The sequence below is a fragment of the Halomonas sp. genome, assembly GCF_014859505.1.
Lineage (GTDB): Bacteria > Pseudomonadota > Gammaproteobacteria > Pseudomonadales > Halomonadaceae > Halomonas.
On record NZ_JACUUD010000021.1, the window covers coordinates 19,145 to 36,876 of the forward strand.

Below are 17,732 nucleotides of genomic sequence, written 5' to 3' on the forward strand. Positions count from 1 at the left end.
AAGGCGTTTCCGCACCTTAAACGAAAGGCGGAAACTTATCATTAGTAAATGATTATCCTGCCGTTTCCGAGACGTCCTTCCTTTTCGCACGCCAACGGCTCGACGGTGCTCTTCCCCGTCGAGCAACGACGAGCCAGGCGGTGACGTGGCTGCCTGGGCCACAGAGCACCCCGGTGCCCGGCCTGGCCAATTGCGTCCCCCGCCATTGCGTGGACGAGCTGACCGATGGCACTTCTGTGGATACCTCTCCTCACCCTGCTCGGTGCCCTGGTGCCGGTATTCACATCTCGCTATGGCCGCCGCGCCTGCACCCTTGCCACCCTGATCGCTCCGCTGCTCGCACTGACCCTCGTGCTGCTCCAGGCCCCGGCGGTAATCGGCGGCGAGGTGATCCGCTTCTCGCTGACCTGGATACCCCTGCTCGGCCTCGATCTCGCGCTGCGCATCGACGGGCTGACGATACTGTTTGCCCTGCTGATCCTGGGCATCGGCAGCCTGATCCTCTACTACGCCGGCCACTATCTGAGTCCCGACGAGGACGACGGCCGCTTTCTCTCCTACATGATGCTGTTCATGACCGCCATGATCGGTATCGCCATGGCCGACAACCTGCTGCTGCTGTGGCTGTTCTGGGAGCTGACCAGTATCACCTCCTTCCTGCTGATCGGCTTCTGGGGCCATCGCAGCGACGCCCGCCGCGGGGCGCGCATGGCGCTGACGGTGACGGGTGCCGGTGGCCTGGCGCTGCTGGCCGGCCTGCTGCTGATCGGCCAGACGGTAGGCAGCTTCGACATGAGCGAGGTGCTGGCCGCCGGCGACGCTATCCGCGCCTCGGATCACTACTCGCTGATCCTGGCCCTGGTGCTGTTTGGCGCCTTCACCAAGTCGGCACAATTTCCCTTCCACTTCTGGCTGCCCCATGCCATGGCGGCCCCCACCCCGGTATCGGCCTTCCTGCACTCGGCCACCATGGTCAAGGCCGGCGTGTTCCTGATGGCCCGCTTCACCCCGGCCCTGGGCGATAGCCAACTGTGGGCGGTATCCCTCTCCCTGGTGGGCCTCGCCACCATGCTCTATGCCGCCTGGTTTGCCCTGCTGGAACGCGACCTCAAGGGTATCCTGGCCTTCTCCACGGTGAGCCACCTGGGCCTGATCACCCTGTTGCTGGGGCTGGGCAGTCCACTGGCCATCGTTGCCGCGGTGTTCCACATCCTCAACCATGCCACCTTCAAGGCGGCACTGTTCATGAGCGTGGGGATCATCGACCACGAGACAGGCACCCGTGACATCGACCGCCTGGGCGCCCTGTGGTCGATGATGCCGCTCACCGGCACCATGGTCATTCTGGCGGGCTCCGCCATGGCCGGCTTTCCGCCCTTCAACGGCTTCCTTTCCAAGGAGATGCTGTTCGAGCAGAGCCTGCTCAACAATGTGCTGGGGGCACTGAGTGCGCTGATCCCGCTGCTGGTGATGGTGGCCGCCACCCTCTCGGTGGCCTACTCGCTGCGCCTGATCTGGAGCCTGTTCTTCGCCGCCCCCAAGCTGACCCGCGAACAGAAGTCTCAGCCGCCGCTCAAGGTCCATGACCCGGCCCTCGGCATGCTGGCACCGGGGCTCTTCCTGGCAGCGACGAGCCTCGCGGTGGGCCTGTTCCCCATGGCCCTGGCCGGCCCCCTGGTCAATGCCGCCAGCCTCGCCGTACAGGGCGACACCACCCCGCTGTTCAACCTCGCCCTGTGGCACGGCCTCAACCTGCCGCTGGCCATGAGCCTGGTGGCGGTGGCCGCCGGGGTGCTGGTGCTGCGCCAGCACCGGCGCCTGGCCGGTATTGCGGCCCTGTTCCACCCCCGTGACGCCGGACGCCTCTTCGAGGCCGCCATGCTGAGGGTGATCAAGACGGCGCTGTGGCTCACCCAGCGCCTGGAGAATGGCTCCCTGCAGCGCTACCAGGCGCTGCTGCTGCTCTGCGCCCTGGCCATGGTCGCGGTGGGGCTGACCAAGCTCGACGCCCTGACCGGCCCGCTGGGCCTGCAACCGGTGGATGGGATGTTGGTGCTGGGGGCGGCGCTGATGGTGTTCGGCGCCATCGGCAGCGCCATGAGCCACCGCTGGCGGCTGGTCTCGCTGCTGATGCTCTCGGTGGTAGGCCTGACGGTGTCGCTGACCTTCGTGCGCTTCTCCGCCCCTGACCTGGCGCTGACCCAGCTCTCGGTGGAGGTGGTGTCGATGATCCTGTTCATCCTGGCACTGTTCTTCCTGCCCCAGCGCCCACCGCTGCTCGTCTCCAGCCGACGCATCCTGCGCGACCTGCTGCTCGCCGCCTCGCTGGGCCTGGTGGTAGCAATGCTCAACTATGCACTGCTGACCCGGGAGACGATCTCGATTGCCGACTACTTCCTCCGCGAGGCAGTGCCCGGTGGGGGCGGCACCAACGTGGTCAACGTCATCCTGGTGGACTTCCGCGGCTTCGATACCCTGGGGGAGATCACCGTGCTGACCCTGGCGGGCCTGGCGACCTTCAAGCTGCTGAATCGCATGAAGCTGTTCATGCCCGCGGGCAACATGGAGGGCATCCGCTGGTCCCGGCATCGCCACCCGATGATCCTGGCGGTGGCGGCGCAGATCCTGCTCCCGCTCGCCCTGCTGGTGTCGGTCTACATCTTCCTGCGCGGCCACAACCAGCCTGGCGGCGGCTTCATCGCCGGCCTGATCACCGCAGTGGCACTGATCCTGCAGTACATGGCTCGCGGATACGACTGGACCCGCGAACGGCTGCCACTCTCCTACCCGGTGGTAGCGGTCTCCGGCCTGGCCATCGCCGTGGCCACCGGGATGGCCAGTTGGCTGTTCGGTTACCCCTTCCTGACATCGACCTTCGGCTATGTGACCCTGCCGATCATCGGCAGCTTCGAATTGGCGTCGGCCATGCTCTTCGATGTTGGCGTCTATCTGGCCGTGGTCGGTGCCACCCTGATGATCCTGATCAACCTGGGCCGGGTCACCACGATCCATCGCCCCCGCCTGGAGGAACGCTGATGGAAGCCCTCTTCTCGCTGGTGGTCGGCGTGCTTACTGCCAGCGGCATCTACCTGCTGCTGCGCGGGCGCACCTTTCCGGTCGTCGTCGGCCTCGCCCTGCTGGGCTATGCGGTGAACCTCTTCCTGTTTTCCACTGGCGGCCTGCACACCCACGCCGCAGCGGTGATCGGCGAGTCCGTCAGCCCGGCCGATCCGCTACCCCAGGCGCTGGTGCTCACCGCCATCGTCATCGGCTTCGCCATGACCGCCTTCGTGGTGATCCTGGCGATTCGCGCGCGCAGCGAACTGGGCAGCGACCACGTGGACGGCCAGCAGGGTGAATCGGGAGACGCGAAATGATTCAGCACCTTATCACCCTGCCGGTGCTGATCCCGATGGTCGGCGCCCTGGTCCTGGTGCTGGGCAGCCAGGCCAGCGATACCCGCCGCCGTCAGCTGAGCACCGCGCTGTGCGTGGCCCAGGTGCTGATCAGCGCCTGGCTGCTGAGTCGGGCGGCCGGCGGTGAACTGCTCATCTATGCCCTGGGCAACTGGCAGGCGCCCTTCGGCATCGTGCTGATGCTCGACCGCCTGTCGGCGCTGATGCTCACCCTTACCGCAGTGCTGTCGCTGGGCTGCGTGCTGTTCGCCAGCGCCGGCGAGGACGCCCGGGGCAGCCACTTCCACGGCCTCTTCCAGCTGCAGCTGATGGGCCTCAACGGCGCCTTCCTCACCGGCGACCTGTTCAACCTCTTCGTGTTCTTCGAGATCCTGCTGCTGGCCTCCTATTCCCTGCTGATGCATGGCGGCGGCAAGGAGCGTATCGGCGCCGGGCTGCACTACGTGATCCTCAACCTGGCAGGCTCAGCGCTCTTCCTGGTGGCACTGGGCGTGCTCTATGGCACCACCGGCACCCTCAACATGGCCGACATGGCGCGTCGAGTCGCGGTGATGTCCGGCGACCAGGCCGCACTGGTGACCGCCGGCGCCCTCCTGCTGATCGTGGTCTTCAGCCTCAAGGCCGCGCTGCTGCCGCTCTATTTCTGGCTACCACGCACCTACGCCGCCGCTCCAGCCCCGGTGGCCGCGCTCTTCGCCATCATGACCAAGGTGGGGCTCTACGCCATCCTGCGTGTGCAGTCGCTGATCTTCGTTGACACTCCCGCCGCCGAGGCGATCACCGCCTGGCTGTGGTGGGCGGGTCTCGCGACCATTACCCTGGCAGCCGTCGGCGTGCTGGCGTCCCGCGACCTGCGCACCCTGGTGGCCTACCTGGTACTGGTCTCGGTGGGCACTCTGCTCGCCGGCCAGGCGCTGGGCACTATCGATGCTATCGGCGCCCTGCTGTACTACCTGCCCCACACCACGCTGGCATGCGGCGCCCTCTACCTGATCGCCGAGCTGATCAGCCAACAGCGCGGCAAGGCGGGCACGCGACTGGTGCGCGGTCGCCGCCTCCAGCAGCGTCACCTGCTGGGCGGCATGTTCCTGGTCGCCGCAGTGGCCGTGGCCGGCCTGCCGCCACTGGCCGGGGCCCTGGGTAAGCTCCTGCTGATGCAGGCCGCCGAGGGAACCGCTCGGCTGTGGCTGTGGCCGCTGCTGCTGCTGGCCGGGCTCTGCGCGCTGATCGCCATGTCCCGGGCCGGCTCGGTGTTCTTCTGGGCCAGCTACAAGGGCCAGGTGGAGAGCGGCCGGGTGACGCGGCCGCAGCTGGCCGGGGTGCTCTGGCTGCTGGCCAGCGTGCCGCTTCTGGTGGGCTTCGCCGGTCCGGTCAGCGACTACGCCCGTGATACCGCCGAACAGCTGGCGGAGCCGCAGGTCGTGATCTTCCGGCTACTCGGCGAATCGCCAGCCCTGCAGTTCGGCCGTCTCACCATTGACGAGGGAGAGTCACCATGAAAACCCTGGGGCGCCTGCTGCCCACCCCCACCCTATCGCTGGTGCTGCTGGTGGTCTGGCTGCTGCTGGTGCGCAGCATCGCCCCTGGCCAGCTGATCCTCGGCGCCTTCCTGGCGGTGGGCATCCCGCTGCTGACCAAGGGCTTCTGGGAACCGCTGCCCCAGGTCAAGCACCCCCTCAAACTGACCTGGTTCGTACTCAAGGTGCTGGGTGACATCTTCACGGCCAACCTCCAGGTGAGCCTGCTGATCCTGTCGCCCAAGCGCGAACCCCACCCGGGCTTCGTCGAGTACCCCCTGCAGGTGAAGGATCCACTGACCATCACCATGCTGGCCAACACCATCACAATGACGCCGGGCACCGTCTCCACCAACATCCGCCTGGACCGCTCATCGCTGCTGATCCATGTGCTCGACATGAAGGATGAGCAGACGCTGGTGCGCGAGATACATGAGCGCTATGAGCTCCCGCTCAAGGAGATCTTCGAATGCTAGTTATCGCACTGATGATCAGCCTTGGCCTGATCGTGGCGGCCATGGCCATGAATGTCCTGCGTCTGGCCAAGGGACCCGACGTTCCCGACCGCTTGCTGGCACTGGACACCCTCTACGTCAACTCCATCGCGCTGATCGTGCTGCTGGGTCTGTGGCTCAATACCAAGACCTACTTCGAGGCGGCGATCCTGATCGCCATGCTGGGCTTCGTCGGCACCATGGCCATCTGCCGCTACCTGCTGCGCGGCGACATCATCGAGTAAGGAGGCACACATGACCTTCACCCTGTTGGCCGAAGGCGTCGTCGCCTTCCTGCTGGTAGCTGGCGGCATGTTTGCCTTCACCGGCTCGCTGGGCATGCTGCAGTTCAAGGACTTCTTCATGCGCCTGCACGGCCCCACCAAGGGGACCACCCTGGGGATCGGCTGCATGCTGATGGCATCGATGCTCTATTTCACGGTGACCCAGCGGGAGTTCCACGTCCAGGAGCTGCTGATCACCTTCTTCCTGTTCCTTACCGCGCCGGTCACCGGTCACATGCTGGCCAAGACCGGCCTGCACATGCACCTGCGCTTCATCACGGGCACCCGCGGCTCGCTGCCGGAACTGCGCGACGAGGACGTCGGACAGAGCCGGGTAGCGCGCCCCGCCAAGGCTCGTCACCCCTGGCGCACACGCCGCCGGTCACGCCAGAAGCCCCGCCTGCCCCGCTGACGCCAGGGACAGGAGAGGCAGCCCAGCCGTCAGGACCCGGGAGCCACCCAGCCTGCTAGTTCATTCTCGATTATCGCCAGCAGCGCCGTGATATGGTCGTCGCGCTCGTTGAGGCAGGACACATAGGTGAAGGTCTCGCCGCCGGCCTCGAGGAAGGCATCGCGTATCTCCTCCTCGATCTCCTCCAGGGTCTCGACACAGTCGGAGGAGAAGGCCGGCGAGATCACCGCGATATGCTTCCTGCCCTGTCGGGCCAGTTCTGCCACGTGTTCCACGGTGGCCGGCCCCACCCACTCCTCGGGGCCGAACTTGGACTGGAAGGCGGTCTGGATATCCGCCTTCCCCCAGCCCAGCGCCTCGCGCAGCAGCCGCGTGGTCTTCTGGCACTGGCAGTGGTAGGGGTCGCCCTCCATCAGGTAGCGCTTGGGCACGCCATGGTAGGAAGCCACCAGCACCTCGGGCGGCGTCGCCGCGGCCTCATAGGCCTCGCGCACCGTGTTGGCCAGCGCCTCGATGTACCGGGGATGCTCGAAATAGGCGGGCACGGTGCGAAAGGCCGGCTGCCACTTGAGGGTCATCAGGGTGCGGAACGCCTGGTCGTTGGCGGTGGCGGTGGTCGGCGAGGCGTACTGGGGGTAGAGCGGGAAGAACAGGATCTTCTCGCAGCCCGACGCCTGCATCCGCTTGAGCACGCTGTCGGTGGAGGGGTTGCCGTAGCGCATGCAGAAGTCGACCATCACCTGATCGCCGAACATCGCCGCGAGGCCCTCGGCCACCTTGCGGGTCTGTTCCCGGGTGGTGGTCAGCAGCGGGCTCTCGTCCTTCTCGGTGTTCCAGATGCTCCGATAGGCCTCACCGGACTTGAAGGGTCGCCGGGACAGGATGATCAGTTGCAGCAGCGGCTGCCACTTCCAGTCCGGGTAGTCGACCACCCGCTTGTCGGAGAGGAACTCGCTCAGGTAGCGGCGCATCGACCAGTAGTCGGTGGCATCCGGGGTGCCCAGATTGGCCAGCAGCACGCCCACCCTGGCCCGCGGAATCGGCGGGTGGTCGCCCGGCGCATGGGCCAGGCGGCCGCTGCCGGGGCGGTCCATGTCGGGGTTTGCCGAATCCTGGGTCGTGTGGGTCATGGGGAGCTCCTTGGTCGATGCGCCGGATGGTAATGGCCGGCTGCCGATGTGAATGGCGCTAGTGTATCAGGCCCCTCGCGGCGACGGCGACGAGGTTGTACCATTGACTTTATTTGTACAACCCGAGGTCAACCCATGTCCCGCCCCCTGGTGCTGGTACTCGGCGACCAGCTCTGTCTCGAGTTGGCCAGCCTGCACGACCTGCCCGATGATGCCGTGGTGGCTCTGTGCGAGGTGGCCGCAGAGAGCACCTATGTGCCCCACCATCCCCAGAAGATCGCCCTGATCCTGGCTGCCATGCGCCACTTTGCGGCCGAGCTGCGCGATCGTGGCTACCGGGTGCACTACAGCGCCCTGGACGACCCCGACAATGCCCAGGCGCTGGTCGCCGAGGCGGAACGCCTGGCTGCCCTGCATGGCTGCGACGAGATCCGCGCCGTGCGCCCCGGCGAGTGGCGGCTATGGCAGGCGATGAAGGAGCGGGAGGCCGCCGCCCTGCCCTGGCGCCTGCTCGAGGATGACCGCTTCTACTCCACCCCGGACGACTTCGCCGCCTGGGCAGCCGGCCGCAAGTCACTGCGTCTTGAGTACTTCTATCGCGAGCAGCGCCGTCGCACAGGGCTGCTGATGGAGGGTGACGCGCCCGCCGGCGGCAAGTGGAACTACGATCACGACAACCGTGAGCCGTTGCCCGCCAACCTGGCGGTTCCCGAGCCCCCACGCCATGGCCGCGACGCCATCACCGAAGCGGTGCTGGCGCTGGTGGCCGAGCACTTCGGCGAGCACTTCGGCACCCTGGATGGCTTCCACTGGCCGGTGACGCGGCGCCAGGCGCTGGTCGACCTTCGCCATTTCCTCGACCAGTTGCTGCCCGGCTTCGGCCGCTATCAGGACGCCATCAGCGACGACGAGCCCTTCCTGTTCCACTCGCGGCTCGCCGCGGCGCTCAATCTGGGACTGCTCTCGCCCCGGGAGCTCTGCGAGGGCGCCGAACGCGAGTATATCGAGGGGCGTGCGCCGCTCAATGCGGTGGAGGGCTTCATCCGCCAGATCCTGGGCTGGCGGGAGTATGTGCGCGGCCTCTATTGGACGCGGATGCCGCACTACAAGCGCGGCAACATCCTGGGCGCCGACCAGGCGCTGCCCGCCTGCTTCTGGAATGGCGACACCGAGCTGCGCTGCCTGCGTCGCGCCATCGAGATGACCCGCGATAACGCCTACGCCCACCATATCCAGCGGCTGATGGTCACCGGCAACTTCGCCCTGCTCTGCGACGTGGCCCCGGAGGCACTGGGCGACTGGTACCTAGCGGTCTATGCCGACGCCTGCGAATGGGTGGAGCTGCCCAATGTGCTGGGCATGGTGCTGCACGCCGACGGGGGGCTGATGGGCTCCAAGCCCTACTGCGCCTCGGGCAGGTACATCGACCGCATGTCCGACCACTGCCGCCACTGTCGCTTCGACCCGAAGCAGGTCACCGGCGAACGCGCCTGCCCGCTCAACAGCCTCTACTGGCACTTCCTGGAGCGACACGCCGAAACGCTGTCATCGAACCCGCGCATGAAGCTGATCTATGGCTCGCTGGGGCGCATGGCCGACGAGAAACGGGCCGCCATCCGCGACCAGGCCGACCGCTTCCTGACGGCCCTGCCGCGCACGACGGCCTGGCATGCCGAGGCCGCGGGGCAGCGAGCCCTCCATCTGGCCGGCTACGCACCTGAACCCACTCCCCGGGAGGAGACCCCATGAGCCGACGCAACACCCTCCACGCCCTCGCTCCGGTGACCCTCTACCACGATGGCCACTGTCCGCTCTGCCAGCGGGAGGTCGCCTGGCTGGCGCGCCATCCCCGCAGCGAGCGGGTGTGGCTGGTGGACATCCAGGCAGCGGAGTTCGACCCCAGAGCGCTGGGGCGTACCTCCGAGGCGATGATGGGGAGGCTGCACCTGCAGGACGCCGAGGGACGCTGGTTCATCGGCATGGACGCCAGCCGGGCCCTCTACGCGGTGCTTGGCTACCGACGGCTGGTCTGGCTGAGCTGCCTGCCGGGAGTTGCCCCGCTGATGGATGCGGGGTATCACTGGTTCGCCCGCCGCCGGGTGCGCCTGGGGCGCTGGCTTGCGAGGCGGCGGCGGAAGTGAGGGAAGAAGACACTGCGGTAGGAAGGTCGTCGCGTGGGAGAGAGGCCGCCCCGTGCGACGGGAAGACGATGCCGGTCGGATTCCGCCTCAGAACACCAGCGGCATGCGCGAGGAGAGCGGATCGTGATAGTGAGCCTCGCGACCGATCACCTCGTCGTGTGGCACCTGCTGCACCAGGTAGGCCCGGCGAATGCCGACCCGCTTGAGCTCCAGGTAGACATCGTCCAGGGAGCGGTACAGCACCGGCTTCCCCTGGCGGGTCAGCATATGACGCTGCCCCTCGATGTCTTCCAGCTCCACCTGATAGAAGCGACTGCCGGCATGGCCGATGACACGAATCTCGTAGTTGTCGTGATGGGCCGCGAAGGCCTTGAGATCCTTGAATTCCATGGTTCCCTCCAGGGTAACTTGTGATGGCAGTGCGCCACAGTCTGGTGACGCCAGATGACGTCGCGGTGACAAACGGGTGTCGAGAATGTGACCCTCGACACCCCGGAGGGTTCAGCAAGTGACTGATTAATGGCTATTGGTAGCTGGAGGGATCGATGGCCTTGCCCAGGGAGTTGCGGTCGATCCACTTGCCGGCCTTGGTCTCCTTGTAGCGAAACACCACCCGGTCACCCACCTGTACCGGCAGCTCGGCGTCCTCGGTCTGGTAGCTGTAGCTCTCACCTTCCACCACCATCTGGTAGCGATAGAGGTCGGGCATGCCCAGCCACTCCTTGAAGGGGCCTTCCCGCTCCAGGGACTGTAGCTCACCGCGCGCCTGAAGCTTGGGGGTGCGCTGCCGATTACCGCGCCGGAATCCGCCTGCCATGCTGCCTCCTGTGCTCTGTTCTGACCGCTCGGCTCTCTTGTTCAGCCTTGTCTGCCAAGACTCGAGCGGAAGGTGGGCATTATACGGCCCTGCCCACCGGGCTCAAGCCGGGGGCCTCGCCGAAGGCTGCGCCCTACTCGCCGAAGGTGTCGCCGTAGCTGTCCGGTGCCAGGTCCTCGAAGCGGGTGTACTTGCCGATGAAGGCCATATGGACCGTGCCGATGGGGCCGTTACGCTGCTTGCCGATGATCAGCTCGGCCAGCCCCTGGTTGTCGGGGTTGTCGGGGTTGTAGACCTCGTCGCGGTAGACGAAGGCGATCACGTCGGCATCCTGCTCGATGGCGCCCGATTCGCGCAGATCCGACATCACCGGACGCTTGTTGGGGCGCTGCTCCAGGGAGCGGTTGAGCTGGGAGAGACAGATCACCGGACAGCCGAACTCCTTGGCCAGCCCCTTCATCGAGCGGGAGATCTCCGAGATCTCGCCGGTGCGGTTCTCTGAGAAGCCGGGGATCTGCATCAGCTGCAGGTAGTCGATCATGATCAGGCCGACATTGCCGTGCTCGCGCACCAGCCGCCGAACCCGAGAGCGCATCTCGTTGGGCGACAACGCCGCGGTATCGTCGATGAACAGCTGCTTGTCCTTGAGCAGGTTGACCGCCGAGGTAAGTCGCGGCCAGTCCTCGTCCTCAAGTTGGCCGGTGCGCACCCGTGTCTGGTCGATGCGCCCCAGCGATGAGAGCATGCGCAGCATCAGGGCATCTGCGGGCATCTCCATGGAGAAGACGATCACCGGCTTTTCGCTGGAAATAACCGCATGTTCAACGACATTCATGGCGAAGGTGGTCTTGCCCATCGAAGGGCGTCCGGCGATGATCACCAGGTCGGACGGCTGCAGGCCGGTGGTCATCTCGTCCAGGTCGCGGAACCCGGTGGAGAGGCCGGTCATCTGGCCCTGCATGTTGAACAGCTCGTCGATGCGGTCCACCGCCTTGGCGAGCAGCTCGCTCATGCCGATGGGACCACCCGACTTGGGGCGTTCCTCGCTGATCTGGAACACCAGGCGCTCGGCCTCGTCCACCAGCTCGTCGGCCGGCCGCCCCTGGGGGCTGAAGGCACCATCGGCGATCTGGCTGGCGGCACGAATCAGCTTGCGCAGGGTGGCCCGCTCGCGAACGATGTCGGCATAGGCGCGGATATTGCTGGCGGAAGGCGTATTGCGGGCCAGCTCGGCCAGATAGGCCAGACCGCCCACGGTATCCAGCTGGTCGCGGCCCTCCAGCGCCTCGGAGAGGGTCACCACGTCCAGCGGGCGGGCCGACTCGGCCAGCCCCGCCATGACGTTGAAGATCAGCCGATGCTCGTAGCGATAGAAGTCGTCGGACACCAGGCGGTCGGCGACATTGTCCCACGCCTGGTTGTCGAGCATCAGACCGCCCAGCACCGACTGCTCCGCCTCCAGCGAGTGGGGCGGCACCTTGAGGGCGGCGGTTTCCTTGTCGTGTACGAGCATGTCTGGCATCGCGATGGTTCACCCAGGTCTTGGCGGGGGGCCATTCTACCCCAGACAGGCGGCGGGCCCCATGCCCGACTCAGCGGCATCCAGACGCGACGAGGGGCGCGGGGATCTCTCCCCGCGCCCCTCGTCGGGCGGCGACCAGGACTTACTCGGCCACGACCACCACACGTATGGTGGCATCGACTTCCGGGTGCAGCTGCAGGTGGATGTCGTACTCGCCGGTGGCACGGAGCGGGCCTTCCGGCATCTTCACTTCGCTCTTGGCCACATCGAAGCCGGCGGAGGCGATGGCCTCGGCCAGGTCGCGGGGACCGATGGAGCCGAACAGCTTGCCTTCGTCGCCGGCCTTGGAGACCAGGGAGAGTTCGATCTCGTTGAGCTGGGCGGCACGAGCCTCGGCCTCGGCCTTGCGCTCGGCGGCCTGGGCCTCGAGCTCGGCGCGCTGGGCCTGGAAGGCCTCGATATTTTCCTTGGAGGCCGGAACGGCGAGGCCGTAGGGCATCAGGTAGTTTCGGCCGTAGCCGGGCTTGACGGTGACCTGGTCACCCAGGCCGCCGAGCTTGCCGATATTGTCGAGCAGAATGACTTCCATCTCGTAAACCTCTAGTCAGTTGCGACTGGCCACACGTCCGCGGATGTCCGCGAAGACGTCGATAAAGGCCAGCAGCAGCACAATCAGAATCATGGGCCAGGTGGTGATCAGCAGCACATAGAAGACGACCAGCCACAGCCCGTTCATCCCTTTCAATCCAACGTAACCATGCACCAGCGCGATGCCGGCAACCAGCAGCGGGATCCACAGCAGCATCCCGAGAGACACGAGGCCAAGCACCCCACCGATCACCCCAATGACCACCAGCACGGCGAGCTCGCGGGGCGCCAGGCGCAGGGCATGAAACTCCTCGCGGAAGCCGCCGGGGTTGTAGAGCCCCGCCTGCCAGCTGCGCGCCAGCGCCAGGCAGGCGACCGACGCGATCAGCACGACCAGCCCGGTGATGCCACCGATCAGCACACCGGCCAGCTGCTCGGTATCGAGCCCCTGGCTGGTCAGCTCGCTGAGCAGGCGCTCCACCTCGGGAGAGCCCTGGCGCAGCTGCTCCAGCATGGGGCCAGCACCGCCCGGCGGCAGGAAGATACCCAGCTGGATCATGCCGGCGCCGACCAGGGCGCCGATGATCAGCGCTTCGGCCCAGCGCATGCGTGAGCGCAGCACGATCGCCATCAGGGTGACCAGCAATACGCTGGTCAACGGGATGACGTCGCCCTGCGCCCACCACCAGCCGGCCGGGACCCCCGCCGCCACGATCACCGGCAGCGCCGAGGCGAGGCCATGGCGCAGGGTGACCAGTGCCGCGATGGCGGCCCCCAGCCAGAACAGCCAGGGAATCAGCGTTGCGAGGGCGGCCCCGCCGACGGCGTAGGGCGTGCCCCGCATCATCCAGCGGGCGATCGCGAGCATCACGCCAGGCGCTTACTGGTGACTATCGGTGAAGGGCAGCAGGGCCAGGTAGCGGGCGCGCTTGACGGCGGTCGCCAGCTGGCGCTGATAGCGAGCCTTGGTGCCGGTGATGCGGCTGGGAACGATCTTGCCGGTCTCGGTGATGTAGGCCTTGAGGGTATCCAGATCCTTGTAATCGATCTGCTTCACGCCCTCGGCGGTGAAACGGCAAAACTTGCGGCGACGGAAAAAGCGTGCCATGGGAAGACTCCTTCAGCGGTGCGATGGGTGAGATCAGGCGGTTGCGGCGCGGGGCTTCTCGTCGCGGGGCTTCTCGTCACGATCATCGCGACGCGCGCGCTTTTCTTCCGCCGGCTTCATCATCGGCGACGCCTCGGTAATCGCTTCCTTGCAGCGCACTACCAGGCTACGAATGATGGCGTCGTTGAAGCGGAAGATGTTCTCGATCTCGTCGAGCGTCTCGCCTTCGCACTCGACGTTCATCAGCACGTAGTGGGCCTTGTGGATCTTGTTGATCGGGTAGGCCAGGTGACGACGGCCCCAATCCTCGAGACGATGCACGGTACCGCCGTTTTCGGTGACGAGGCCGGTGTAGCGCTCGACCATGGCCGGGACCTGCTCGCTCTGGTCCGGGTGGACCATGAACACGATTTCGTAATGACGCATGGAATCTCCTTGCGGTTTGGCAGCTTCCGCGGGTGCCTGGGCTCCGGGGAAGCAAGGAGTGATATCGGAAAAACACGAGTGCCCGCTCGAAGGACGAACGGGCGCACAGATTGTAGAGAGAGGTGATGGTGATAGCAAGCGCCGGTCGCGTCAGCCGCGTCGCTGGCGCACCGCCTCGAACAGGCAGATACCCGTGGCCACGGAGACATTGAGGCTCGACACGCTGCCGGCCATGGGCAGCTTGACCAGCAGATCGCAGGCCTCGCGGGTCAGGCGGCGCATGCCCTTGCCCTCGGCCCCCATCACCAGGGCGGTGGGACCGGTGAGGTCGGCCGCGTAGACCAGCGCCTCGGCCTCCCCGGCGGCACCGGTGATCCACACCCCCAGCGCCTTGAGCCTGGCCAGGGCACGAGCCAGGTTGGTCACCTGGTAGACCGGCACGCTCTCGGCGGCCCCGCAGGCCACCTTGCGTACCGTGGCATTGAGCGGCGCCGACTTGTCCTTGGGCACGATCACGCCGTGGACGCCGGCGGCATCGGCGCTGCGCAGGCAGGCGCCGAAGTTGTGCACGTCGGTGACGCCGTCGAGCACCAGCAGCAGCGGCGGCGCCTCCAGCGGCCAGGCCTCCAGCTTGAACCACAGCGACGCCTCGCTCTCGAAGGCCAGCGGCGCGGCGAAGGCAATCACTCCCTGATGGGCCGACCCCTGGGCAATCCGGTCGAGCTCGTCGCGGGGGCGGGTCTGGATGCGAGCACCTCGATTGCCGGCCGACTCCACCAGCTCGGCGAGGCGGCTGCCCGCGGCACCCTCCTGGACCCAGAGCTCCCGCGGTGTCTCGCCGCGCTCGAGCAGGGCGCGCACCGCATGCACACCGAACACGGCCTCGAGGCCGCCGGGTGTGCCGGAATTGCCGCCTGCGGGGCGGCGGGATCGCTTCTGTTTCATCGCATTCATCCACGCTGGGAAACGAGCAGGGGCGCCGGCGGCAGGCCACCGGCGCCCCTCACGGACAGGGCTCGATCAGCGGCGCGAGCGGCGGCGGCGACCGCCACCCCGCTTCTTGCCGTCGCCCTCATCGGCCTTGGCCGCCGGGGTGGCCTCGGCCTTGGGCGCCTTGCCACCGGCACGCGCACGCCCCTTGTCGGGGGCGTCATCACCCCCGCGGCGGCGGCGCGGTGCCCGCTTGGGGCGCGGCTTGTCATCGGCCAGGGCGAAGTCGATCTTGCGGTCGTTGAGATCGACCCGGGCCACCTGCACGGTGACGCCATCGCCCAGCCGATAGCTCATGCCGCTGCGCTCACCCTTGAGGCGGTGCTTCTCCGGCTCGTAGTGGTAGTAGTCGGAGGGCAGCGAGGTGACATGCACCAGGCCTTCGACATAGACCTCGTCGAGGCGCACGAAGATACCGAACTGGGTGACCGAGGCGATGGTGCCGTCGAACACATCACCGAGCTTGTCGGACATGAACTCGCACTTGAGCCAGTCCTCGACGTCGCGGGTGGCGTCGTCGGCGCGGCGCTCGGTCATCGAGCAGTGCTCGCCCAGCTCGAGCATCTGCTCGAAGGTGTAGGGCGCCCATTTGCTCGGTGGCTCCACCTTGGCGCCGTCGGCACGCAGCACCGTGGCGGTCTGACGCGGGCCACGGATGACAGAGCGGATGGCGCGGTGCACCAGAAGATCCGGATAGCGACGGATCGGCGAGGTGAAGTGGGCATAGGCCGGGTAGGCCAGGCCGAAGTGACCGTCGTTCTGGGGCGAGTAGACCGCCCGACTCATGGAACGCAGCATCACCGTCTGGATGACGTCGGTGTCGGGGCGATCCTTGATGACCTCGGCCAGTTCCCGATAGTCCTGCGGGCTGGGATCGTCGCCGCCCCCCAGGGAGAGCCCCAACTCGTTGAGGAACAGGCGCAGCTTGTCGAGGCGCTCCGGCGAGGGCTTCTCGTGGATGCGATAGAGCGCCGGCAGGTCGTGCTTGTCGAGGAATCGGGCCGTGGCCACGTTGGCCGCCAGCATGCACTCCTCGATGATCTTGTGGGCATCGTTGCGGCTGCGCGGGACGATCTTCTCGATCTTGCGCTCGTCGTTGAAGACGATGGCCGTCTCGGTGGTCTCGAAGTCGATGGCGCCGCGGGCCACGCGGGCTTCGCGCAGCACCCGGTAGAGGCCGTGCAGGTTCTTCAGCGACGGCACCAGCTCGCGGTGCTCCTCGCGCAGGGCATCGCCCGCCGAGTCCTCCTCGTCGAGGATCGCCGCCACCTTGTTGTAGGTGAGGCGCGCGTGGGACTGGAACACCGCCTCGTAGAAGCGGTAGCGGCTGATGGTGCCGCTCTGGGAGATGTTCATCTCGCAGACCAGGGCCAGGCGATCGACGGACGGGTTCAGTGAGCAGAGCCCGTTGGAGAGCAGCTCGGGCAGCATGGGCACCACCTGCCCGGGGAAGTAGACCGAATTGCCGCGACGAATCGCCTCCTGATCCAGGGCACTGCCCGGACGCACGTAGTGGGAGACGTCGGCGATGGCCACCAGCAGCTTCCAGCTGCCGGACTTGGTCTTCCAGGCACAGACGGCGTCGTCGAAGTCCTTGGCGGTTTCGTCGTCGATGGTCACCAGCGGCACGTCGCGCAGGTCGATGCGGCGCTGCTTGTCCCCATCGGCCACCTCGGCGGACATGCTGGCGATCTGATCGTGGACCTCCGGCGGGAACTCGGCAGGGATCTCGTAGCTGCGGATGGCAATGTCGATCTCCATCCCCGGATCCATGCGCTCACCGAGCACCTCGATCACCTCGCCCACCGGCTGCACCCGGGTCTCGGGCTGCTGGACGATCTTCGCCGACACCACCTGACCATCCTTCGCCCCGCCGCAGGCACTGTGCGGAATGATCACCTCCTGGGTGATGCGCGGGTTCTCGGGAATCAGCACCCCGAACTCGGAGGTGTTCTGACGATAGACGCCGACGATGGTCTGGGTATTGTGGGAGAGCACTTCGGCGATGGTCGCCTCGTCGCGGCCGCGGCGATCCCGCCCGCTGACACGGGCCAGCACGTAGTCACCGTGGAAGGCGCGACGCATCTGCCGGGGCGGCAGCACCAGGTCGGGCTTCTTGCCATCCTCGCGAAGCAGGAAACCGAAGCCGTCACGGTGGCCCAGCACCTTGCCGCGGATCAGGTCGAGCTTGTCGATCAGCGCATAGGCACCGGCGCGGTTACGCAGCACCTGACCGTCACGCTCCATGGCAGCCAGGCGGCGACGCACCGCCTCCTGCAGGTCCTCGTCATCGAGGCCCAGCAGGCGGCTCATCGTCTCGTGGGTGATCGGCTTGCCAGCTTCCTCGAGCCGGGCGAGCAGGTACTCGCGGCTGGGGGCGGGATTGTCGTACTTGTGGGCCTCGCGGCTGGCGTGCGGGTCGTCGCTGAGCGTCCAGTGGGTCATGCGTTGAGCATCCTTGGCAGGGTCGATGACGGCATGAGTGGGAGGGCGCGCAGGCGCCGCGAGCATGAGGTCTGGGATATCGTTTCGATTGTCATGGGCGCAGTATAGCGCCGCGTCGTCCACCACCCAACCATGGCGACCCTCGCCGCCACGGCGAAAAGCGAGAAAACTGCGCCCCGAGGTCCTTCCGACGCTTGCATTGGCGAGGGAATGGGGTATCATGCGCCTCGCCTGCCCAGATGGCGGAATTGGTAGACGCGCTAGCTTCAGGTGCTAGTGTCCGTAAGGACGTGGAGGTTCAAGTCCTCTTCTGGGCACCATCGCTCCTCCGGGAACGATGATCGGGAGCTCGCTCCCTGCTCTTTATCAGCTCGAATCGCTCGTGTTCGCCCAGGTGGCGGAATTGGTAGACGCGCTAGCTTCAGGTGCTAGTGTCCGTAAG

The 17,732-nt window shown here is 66.6% G+C and carries 18 protein-coding genes and 1 tRNA gene; 9 read left to right on the forward strand and 10 right to left on the reverse strand.

The window, feature by feature from the left end; genetic code table 11:
- Window positions 1–225 precede the first annotated feature (225 nt).
- The 6 genes from IBX53_RS05050 to IBX53_RS05075 are packed head-to-tail and all read left to right on the forward strand — an operon-like array spanning window position 226 to window position 6,123.
- The gene (locus tag IBX53_RS05050; protein ID WP_290906330.1) at window positions 226–3,036 is read left to right on the forward strand and encodes a monovalent cation/H+ antiporter subunit A; all 2,811 of its coding nucleotides are present in this window, start codon (window positions 226–228) and stop codon (window positions 3,034–3,036) included.
- The gene (locus IBX53_RS05055) at window positions 3,036–3,377 is read left to right on the forward strand and encodes a Na+/H+ antiporter subunit C (protein WP_290906333.1); all 342 of its coding nucleotides are present in this window, start codon (window positions 3,036–3,038) and stop codon (window positions 3,375–3,377) included. The genes IBX53_RS05050 and IBX53_RS05055 overlap by 1 nt, the downstream gene beginning before the upstream one ends.
- On the forward strand, window positions 3,374–4,915 hold the full coding sequence (locus IBX53_RS05060; protein ID WP_290906336.1) for a monovalent cation/H+ antiporter subunit D: 1,542 nt from the start codon (window positions 3,374–3,376) through the stop codon (window positions 4,913–4,915). Before IBX53_RS05055 ends, IBX53_RS05060 begins: the two co-directional genes overlap by 4 nt.
- Window positions 4,912–5,409, forward strand: coding sequence for a Na+/H+ antiporter subunit E (locus IBX53_RS05065; RefSeq protein ID WP_290906338.1), 498 nt, complete (start codon window positions 4,912–4,914; stop codon window positions 5,407–5,409). Before IBX53_RS05060 ends, IBX53_RS05065 begins: the two co-directional genes overlap by 4 nt.
- Complete coding sequence (locus IBX53_RS05070) at window positions 5,403–5,672, forward strand: K+/H+ antiporter subunit F (protein WP_290906340.1); 270 nt, start codon at window positions 5,403–5,405, stop codon at window positions 5,670–5,672. Before IBX53_RS05065 ends, IBX53_RS05070 begins: the two co-directional genes overlap by 7 nt.
- A 10-nt stretch (window positions 5,673–5,682) precedes the next feature.
- The gene (locus tag IBX53_RS05075; protein ID WP_290906343.1) at window positions 5,683–6,123 is read left to right on the forward strand and encodes a Na+/H+ antiporter subunit G; all 441 of its coding nucleotides are present in this window, start codon (window positions 5,683–5,685) and stop codon (window positions 6,121–6,123) included.
- Between the two features lie 29 nt (window positions 6,124–6,152).
- Here IBX53_RS05075 and hemH read toward each other — a convergent pair whose 3' ends face one another.
- Entirely contained in the window at window positions 6,153–7,253 is a 1,101-nt protein-coding gene (hemH, locus tag IBX53_RS05080; protein ID WP_290906348.1) for a ferrochelatase, read from the reverse strand.
- 135 nt (window positions 7,254–7,388) lie between these two features.
- Here hemH and IBX53_RS05085 point away from each other — a divergent pair, with 135 nt between their 5' ends.
- Together IBX53_RS05085 and IBX53_RS05090 are read left to right on the forward strand one after the other, a co-directional pair.
- The gene (locus IBX53_RS05085) at window positions 7,389–9,002 is read left to right on the forward strand and encodes a cryptochrome/photolyase family protein (protein ID WP_290906351.1); all 1,614 of its coding nucleotides are present in this window, start codon (window positions 7,389–7,391) and stop codon (window positions 9,000–9,002) included.
- Window positions 8,999–9,394 carry a thiol-disulfide oxidoreductase DCC family protein gene (locus IBX53_RS05090; protein WP_290906357.1) on the forward strand — a complete coding sequence of 132 codons (396 nt, stop codon included), beginning with the start codon at window positions 8,999–9,001 and terminating at the stop codon, window positions 9,392–9,394. The genes IBX53_RS05085 and IBX53_RS05090 overlap by 4 nt, the downstream gene beginning before the upstream one ends.
- A gap of 87 nt (window positions 9,395–9,481) precedes the next feature.
- Here the strand turns inward: IBX53_RS05090 and IBX53_RS05095 are convergent, their stop codons facing one another.
- From IBX53_RS05095 to rnr, 9 genes are all read right to left on the reverse strand, one after another.
- On the reverse strand, window positions 9,482–9,784 hold the full coding sequence (locus IBX53_RS05095) for a DUF6482 family protein (RefSeq protein WP_290906363.1): 303 nt from the start codon (window positions 9,782–9,784) through the stop codon (window positions 9,482–9,484).
- 133 nt (window positions 9,785–9,917) lie between these two features.
- Window positions 9,918–10,211: a hypothetical protein gene (locus IBX53_RS05100; protein WP_290906366.1), complete on the reverse strand. Its 294-nt coding sequence runs from the start codon at window positions 10,209–10,211 to the stop codon at window positions 9,918–9,920.
- Window positions 10,212–10,344: 133 nt separating this feature from the next.
- Window positions 10,345–11,733, reverse strand: a complete 1,389-nt coding sequence (gene dnaB, locus IBX53_RS05105; RefSeq protein ID WP_290906369.1) for a replicative DNA helicase — start codon at window positions 11,731–11,733, stop codon at window positions 10,345–10,347.
- 142 nt (window positions 11,734–11,875) lie between these two features.
- Complete coding sequence (rplI, locus tag IBX53_RS05110; RefSeq protein ID WP_290906372.1) at window positions 11,876–12,322, reverse strand: 50S ribosomal protein L9; 447 nt, start codon at window positions 12,320–12,322, stop codon at window positions 11,876–11,878.
- A gap of 15 nt (window positions 12,323–12,337) precedes the next feature.
- Window positions 12,338–13,189, reverse strand: coding sequence for a hypothetical protein (locus tag IBX53_RS05115; RefSeq protein WP_290906376.1), 852 nt, complete (start codon window positions 13,187–13,189; stop codon window positions 12,338–12,340).
- Between the two features lie 12 nt (window positions 13,190–13,201).
- Entirely contained in the window at window positions 13,202–13,429 is a 228-nt protein-coding gene (rpsR, locus tag IBX53_RS05120) for a 30S ribosomal protein S18 (RefSeq protein WP_290906381.1), read from the reverse strand.
- A 33-nt stretch (window positions 13,430–13,462) separates the two neighbouring features.
- The gene (rpsF, locus tag IBX53_RS05125) at window positions 13,463–13,855 is read right to left on the reverse strand and encodes a 30S ribosomal protein S6 (RefSeq protein ID WP_290906386.1); all 393 of its coding nucleotides are present in this window, start codon (window positions 13,853–13,855) and stop codon (window positions 13,463–13,465) included.
- A 150-nt stretch (window positions 13,856–14,005) separates the two neighbouring features.
- Window positions 14,006–14,800, reverse strand: coding sequence for a 23S rRNA (guanosine(2251)-2'-O)-methyltransferase RlmB (gene rlmB, locus IBX53_RS05130; protein WP_290906389.1), 795 nt, complete (start codon window positions 14,798–14,800; stop codon window positions 14,006–14,008).
- A 75-nt stretch (window positions 14,801–14,875) separates the two neighbouring features.
- Window positions 14,876–17,290, reverse strand: a complete 2,415-nt coding sequence (gene rnr, locus IBX53_RS05135; RefSeq protein WP_290906394.1) for a ribonuclease R — start codon at window positions 17,288–17,290, stop codon at window positions 14,876–14,878.
- Window positions 17,291–17,523: 233 nt separating this feature from the next.
- On the opposite strand from rnr, the gene IBX53_RS05140 reads away from it, so the two are divergent.
- A tRNA-Leu gene (locus IBX53_RS05140) sits at window positions 17,524–17,610 on the forward strand.
- Window positions 17,611–17,732 lie beyond the last annotated feature (122 nt).

Excerpts from the sequence above, each read along its gene's own strand:
- rpsF (WP_290906386.1), bottom strand. The coding sequence starts at position 13,855 with ATGCGTCATTACGAAATCGTGTTCATGGTCCACCCGGACCAGAGCGAG.
- hemH (WP_290906348.1), bottom strand. The coding sequence starts at position 7,253 with ATGACCCACACGACCCAGGATTCGGCAAACCCCGACATGGACCGCCCC.
- rpsR (WP_290906381.1), bottom strand. The coding sequence starts at position 13,429 with ATGGCACGCTTTTTCCGTCGCCGCAAGTTTTGCCGTTTCACCGCCGAG.
- IBX53_RS05055 (WP_290906333.1), top strand. The coding sequence starts at position 3,036 with ATGGAAGCCCTCTTCTCGCTGGTGGTCGGCGTGCTTACTGCCAGCGGC.
- IBX53_RS05075 (WP_290906343.1), top strand. The coding sequence starts at position 5,683 with ATGACCTTCACCCTGTTGGCCGAAGGCGTCGTCGCCTTCCTGCTGGTA.
- IBX53_RS05115 (WP_290906376.1), bottom strand. The coding sequence starts at position 13,189 with ATGCTCGCGATCGCCCGCTGGATGATGCGGGGCACGCCCTACGCCGTC.
- rlmB (WP_290906389.1), bottom strand. The coding sequence starts at position 14,800 with ATGAAACAGAAGCGATCCCGCCGCCCCGCAGGCGGCAATTCCGGCACA.
- IBX53_RS05065 (WP_290906338.1), top strand. The coding sequence starts at position 4,912 with ATGAAAACCCTGGGGCGCCTGCTGCCCACCCCCACCCTATCGCTGGTG.
- IBX53_RS05070 (WP_290906340.1), top strand. The coding sequence starts at position 5,403 with ATGCTAGTTATCGCACTGATGATCAGCCTTGGCCTGATCGTGGCGGCC.
- IBX53_RS05060 (WP_290906336.1), top strand. The coding sequence starts at position 3,374 with ATGATTCAGCACCTTATCACCCTGCCGGTGCTGATCCCGATGGTCGGC.
- rnr (WP_290906394.1), bottom strand. The coding sequence starts at position 17,290 with ATGACCCACTGGACGCTCAGCGACGACCCGCACGCCAGCCGCGAGGCC.
- IBX53_RS05050 (WP_290906330.1), top strand. The coding sequence starts at position 226 with ATGGCACTTCTGTGGATACCTCTCCTCACCCTGCTCGGTGCCCTGGTG.
- dnaB (WP_290906369.1), bottom strand. The coding sequence starts at position 11,733 with ATGCCAGACATGCTCGTACACGACAAGGAAACCGCCGCCCTCAAGGTG.
- IBX53_RS05085 (WP_290906351.1), top strand. The coding sequence starts at position 7,389 with ATGTCCCGCCCCCTGGTGCTGGTACTCGGCGACCAGCTCTGTCTCGAG.
- IBX53_RS05100 (WP_290906366.1), bottom strand. The coding sequence starts at position 10,211 with ATGGCAGGCGGATTCCGGCGCGGTAATCGGCAGCGCACCCCCAAGCTT.
- IBX53_RS05095 (WP_290906363.1), bottom strand. The coding sequence starts at position 9,784 with ATGGAATTCAAGGATCTCAAGGCCTTCGCGGCCCATCACGACAACTAC.
- IBX53_RS05090 (WP_290906357.1), top strand. The coding sequence starts at position 8,999 with ATGAGCCGACGCAACACCCTCCACGCCCTCGCTCCGGTGACCCTCTAC.
- rplI (WP_290906372.1), bottom strand. The coding sequence starts at position 12,322 with ATGGAAGTCATTCTGCTCGACAATATCGGCAAGCTCGGCGGCCTGGGT.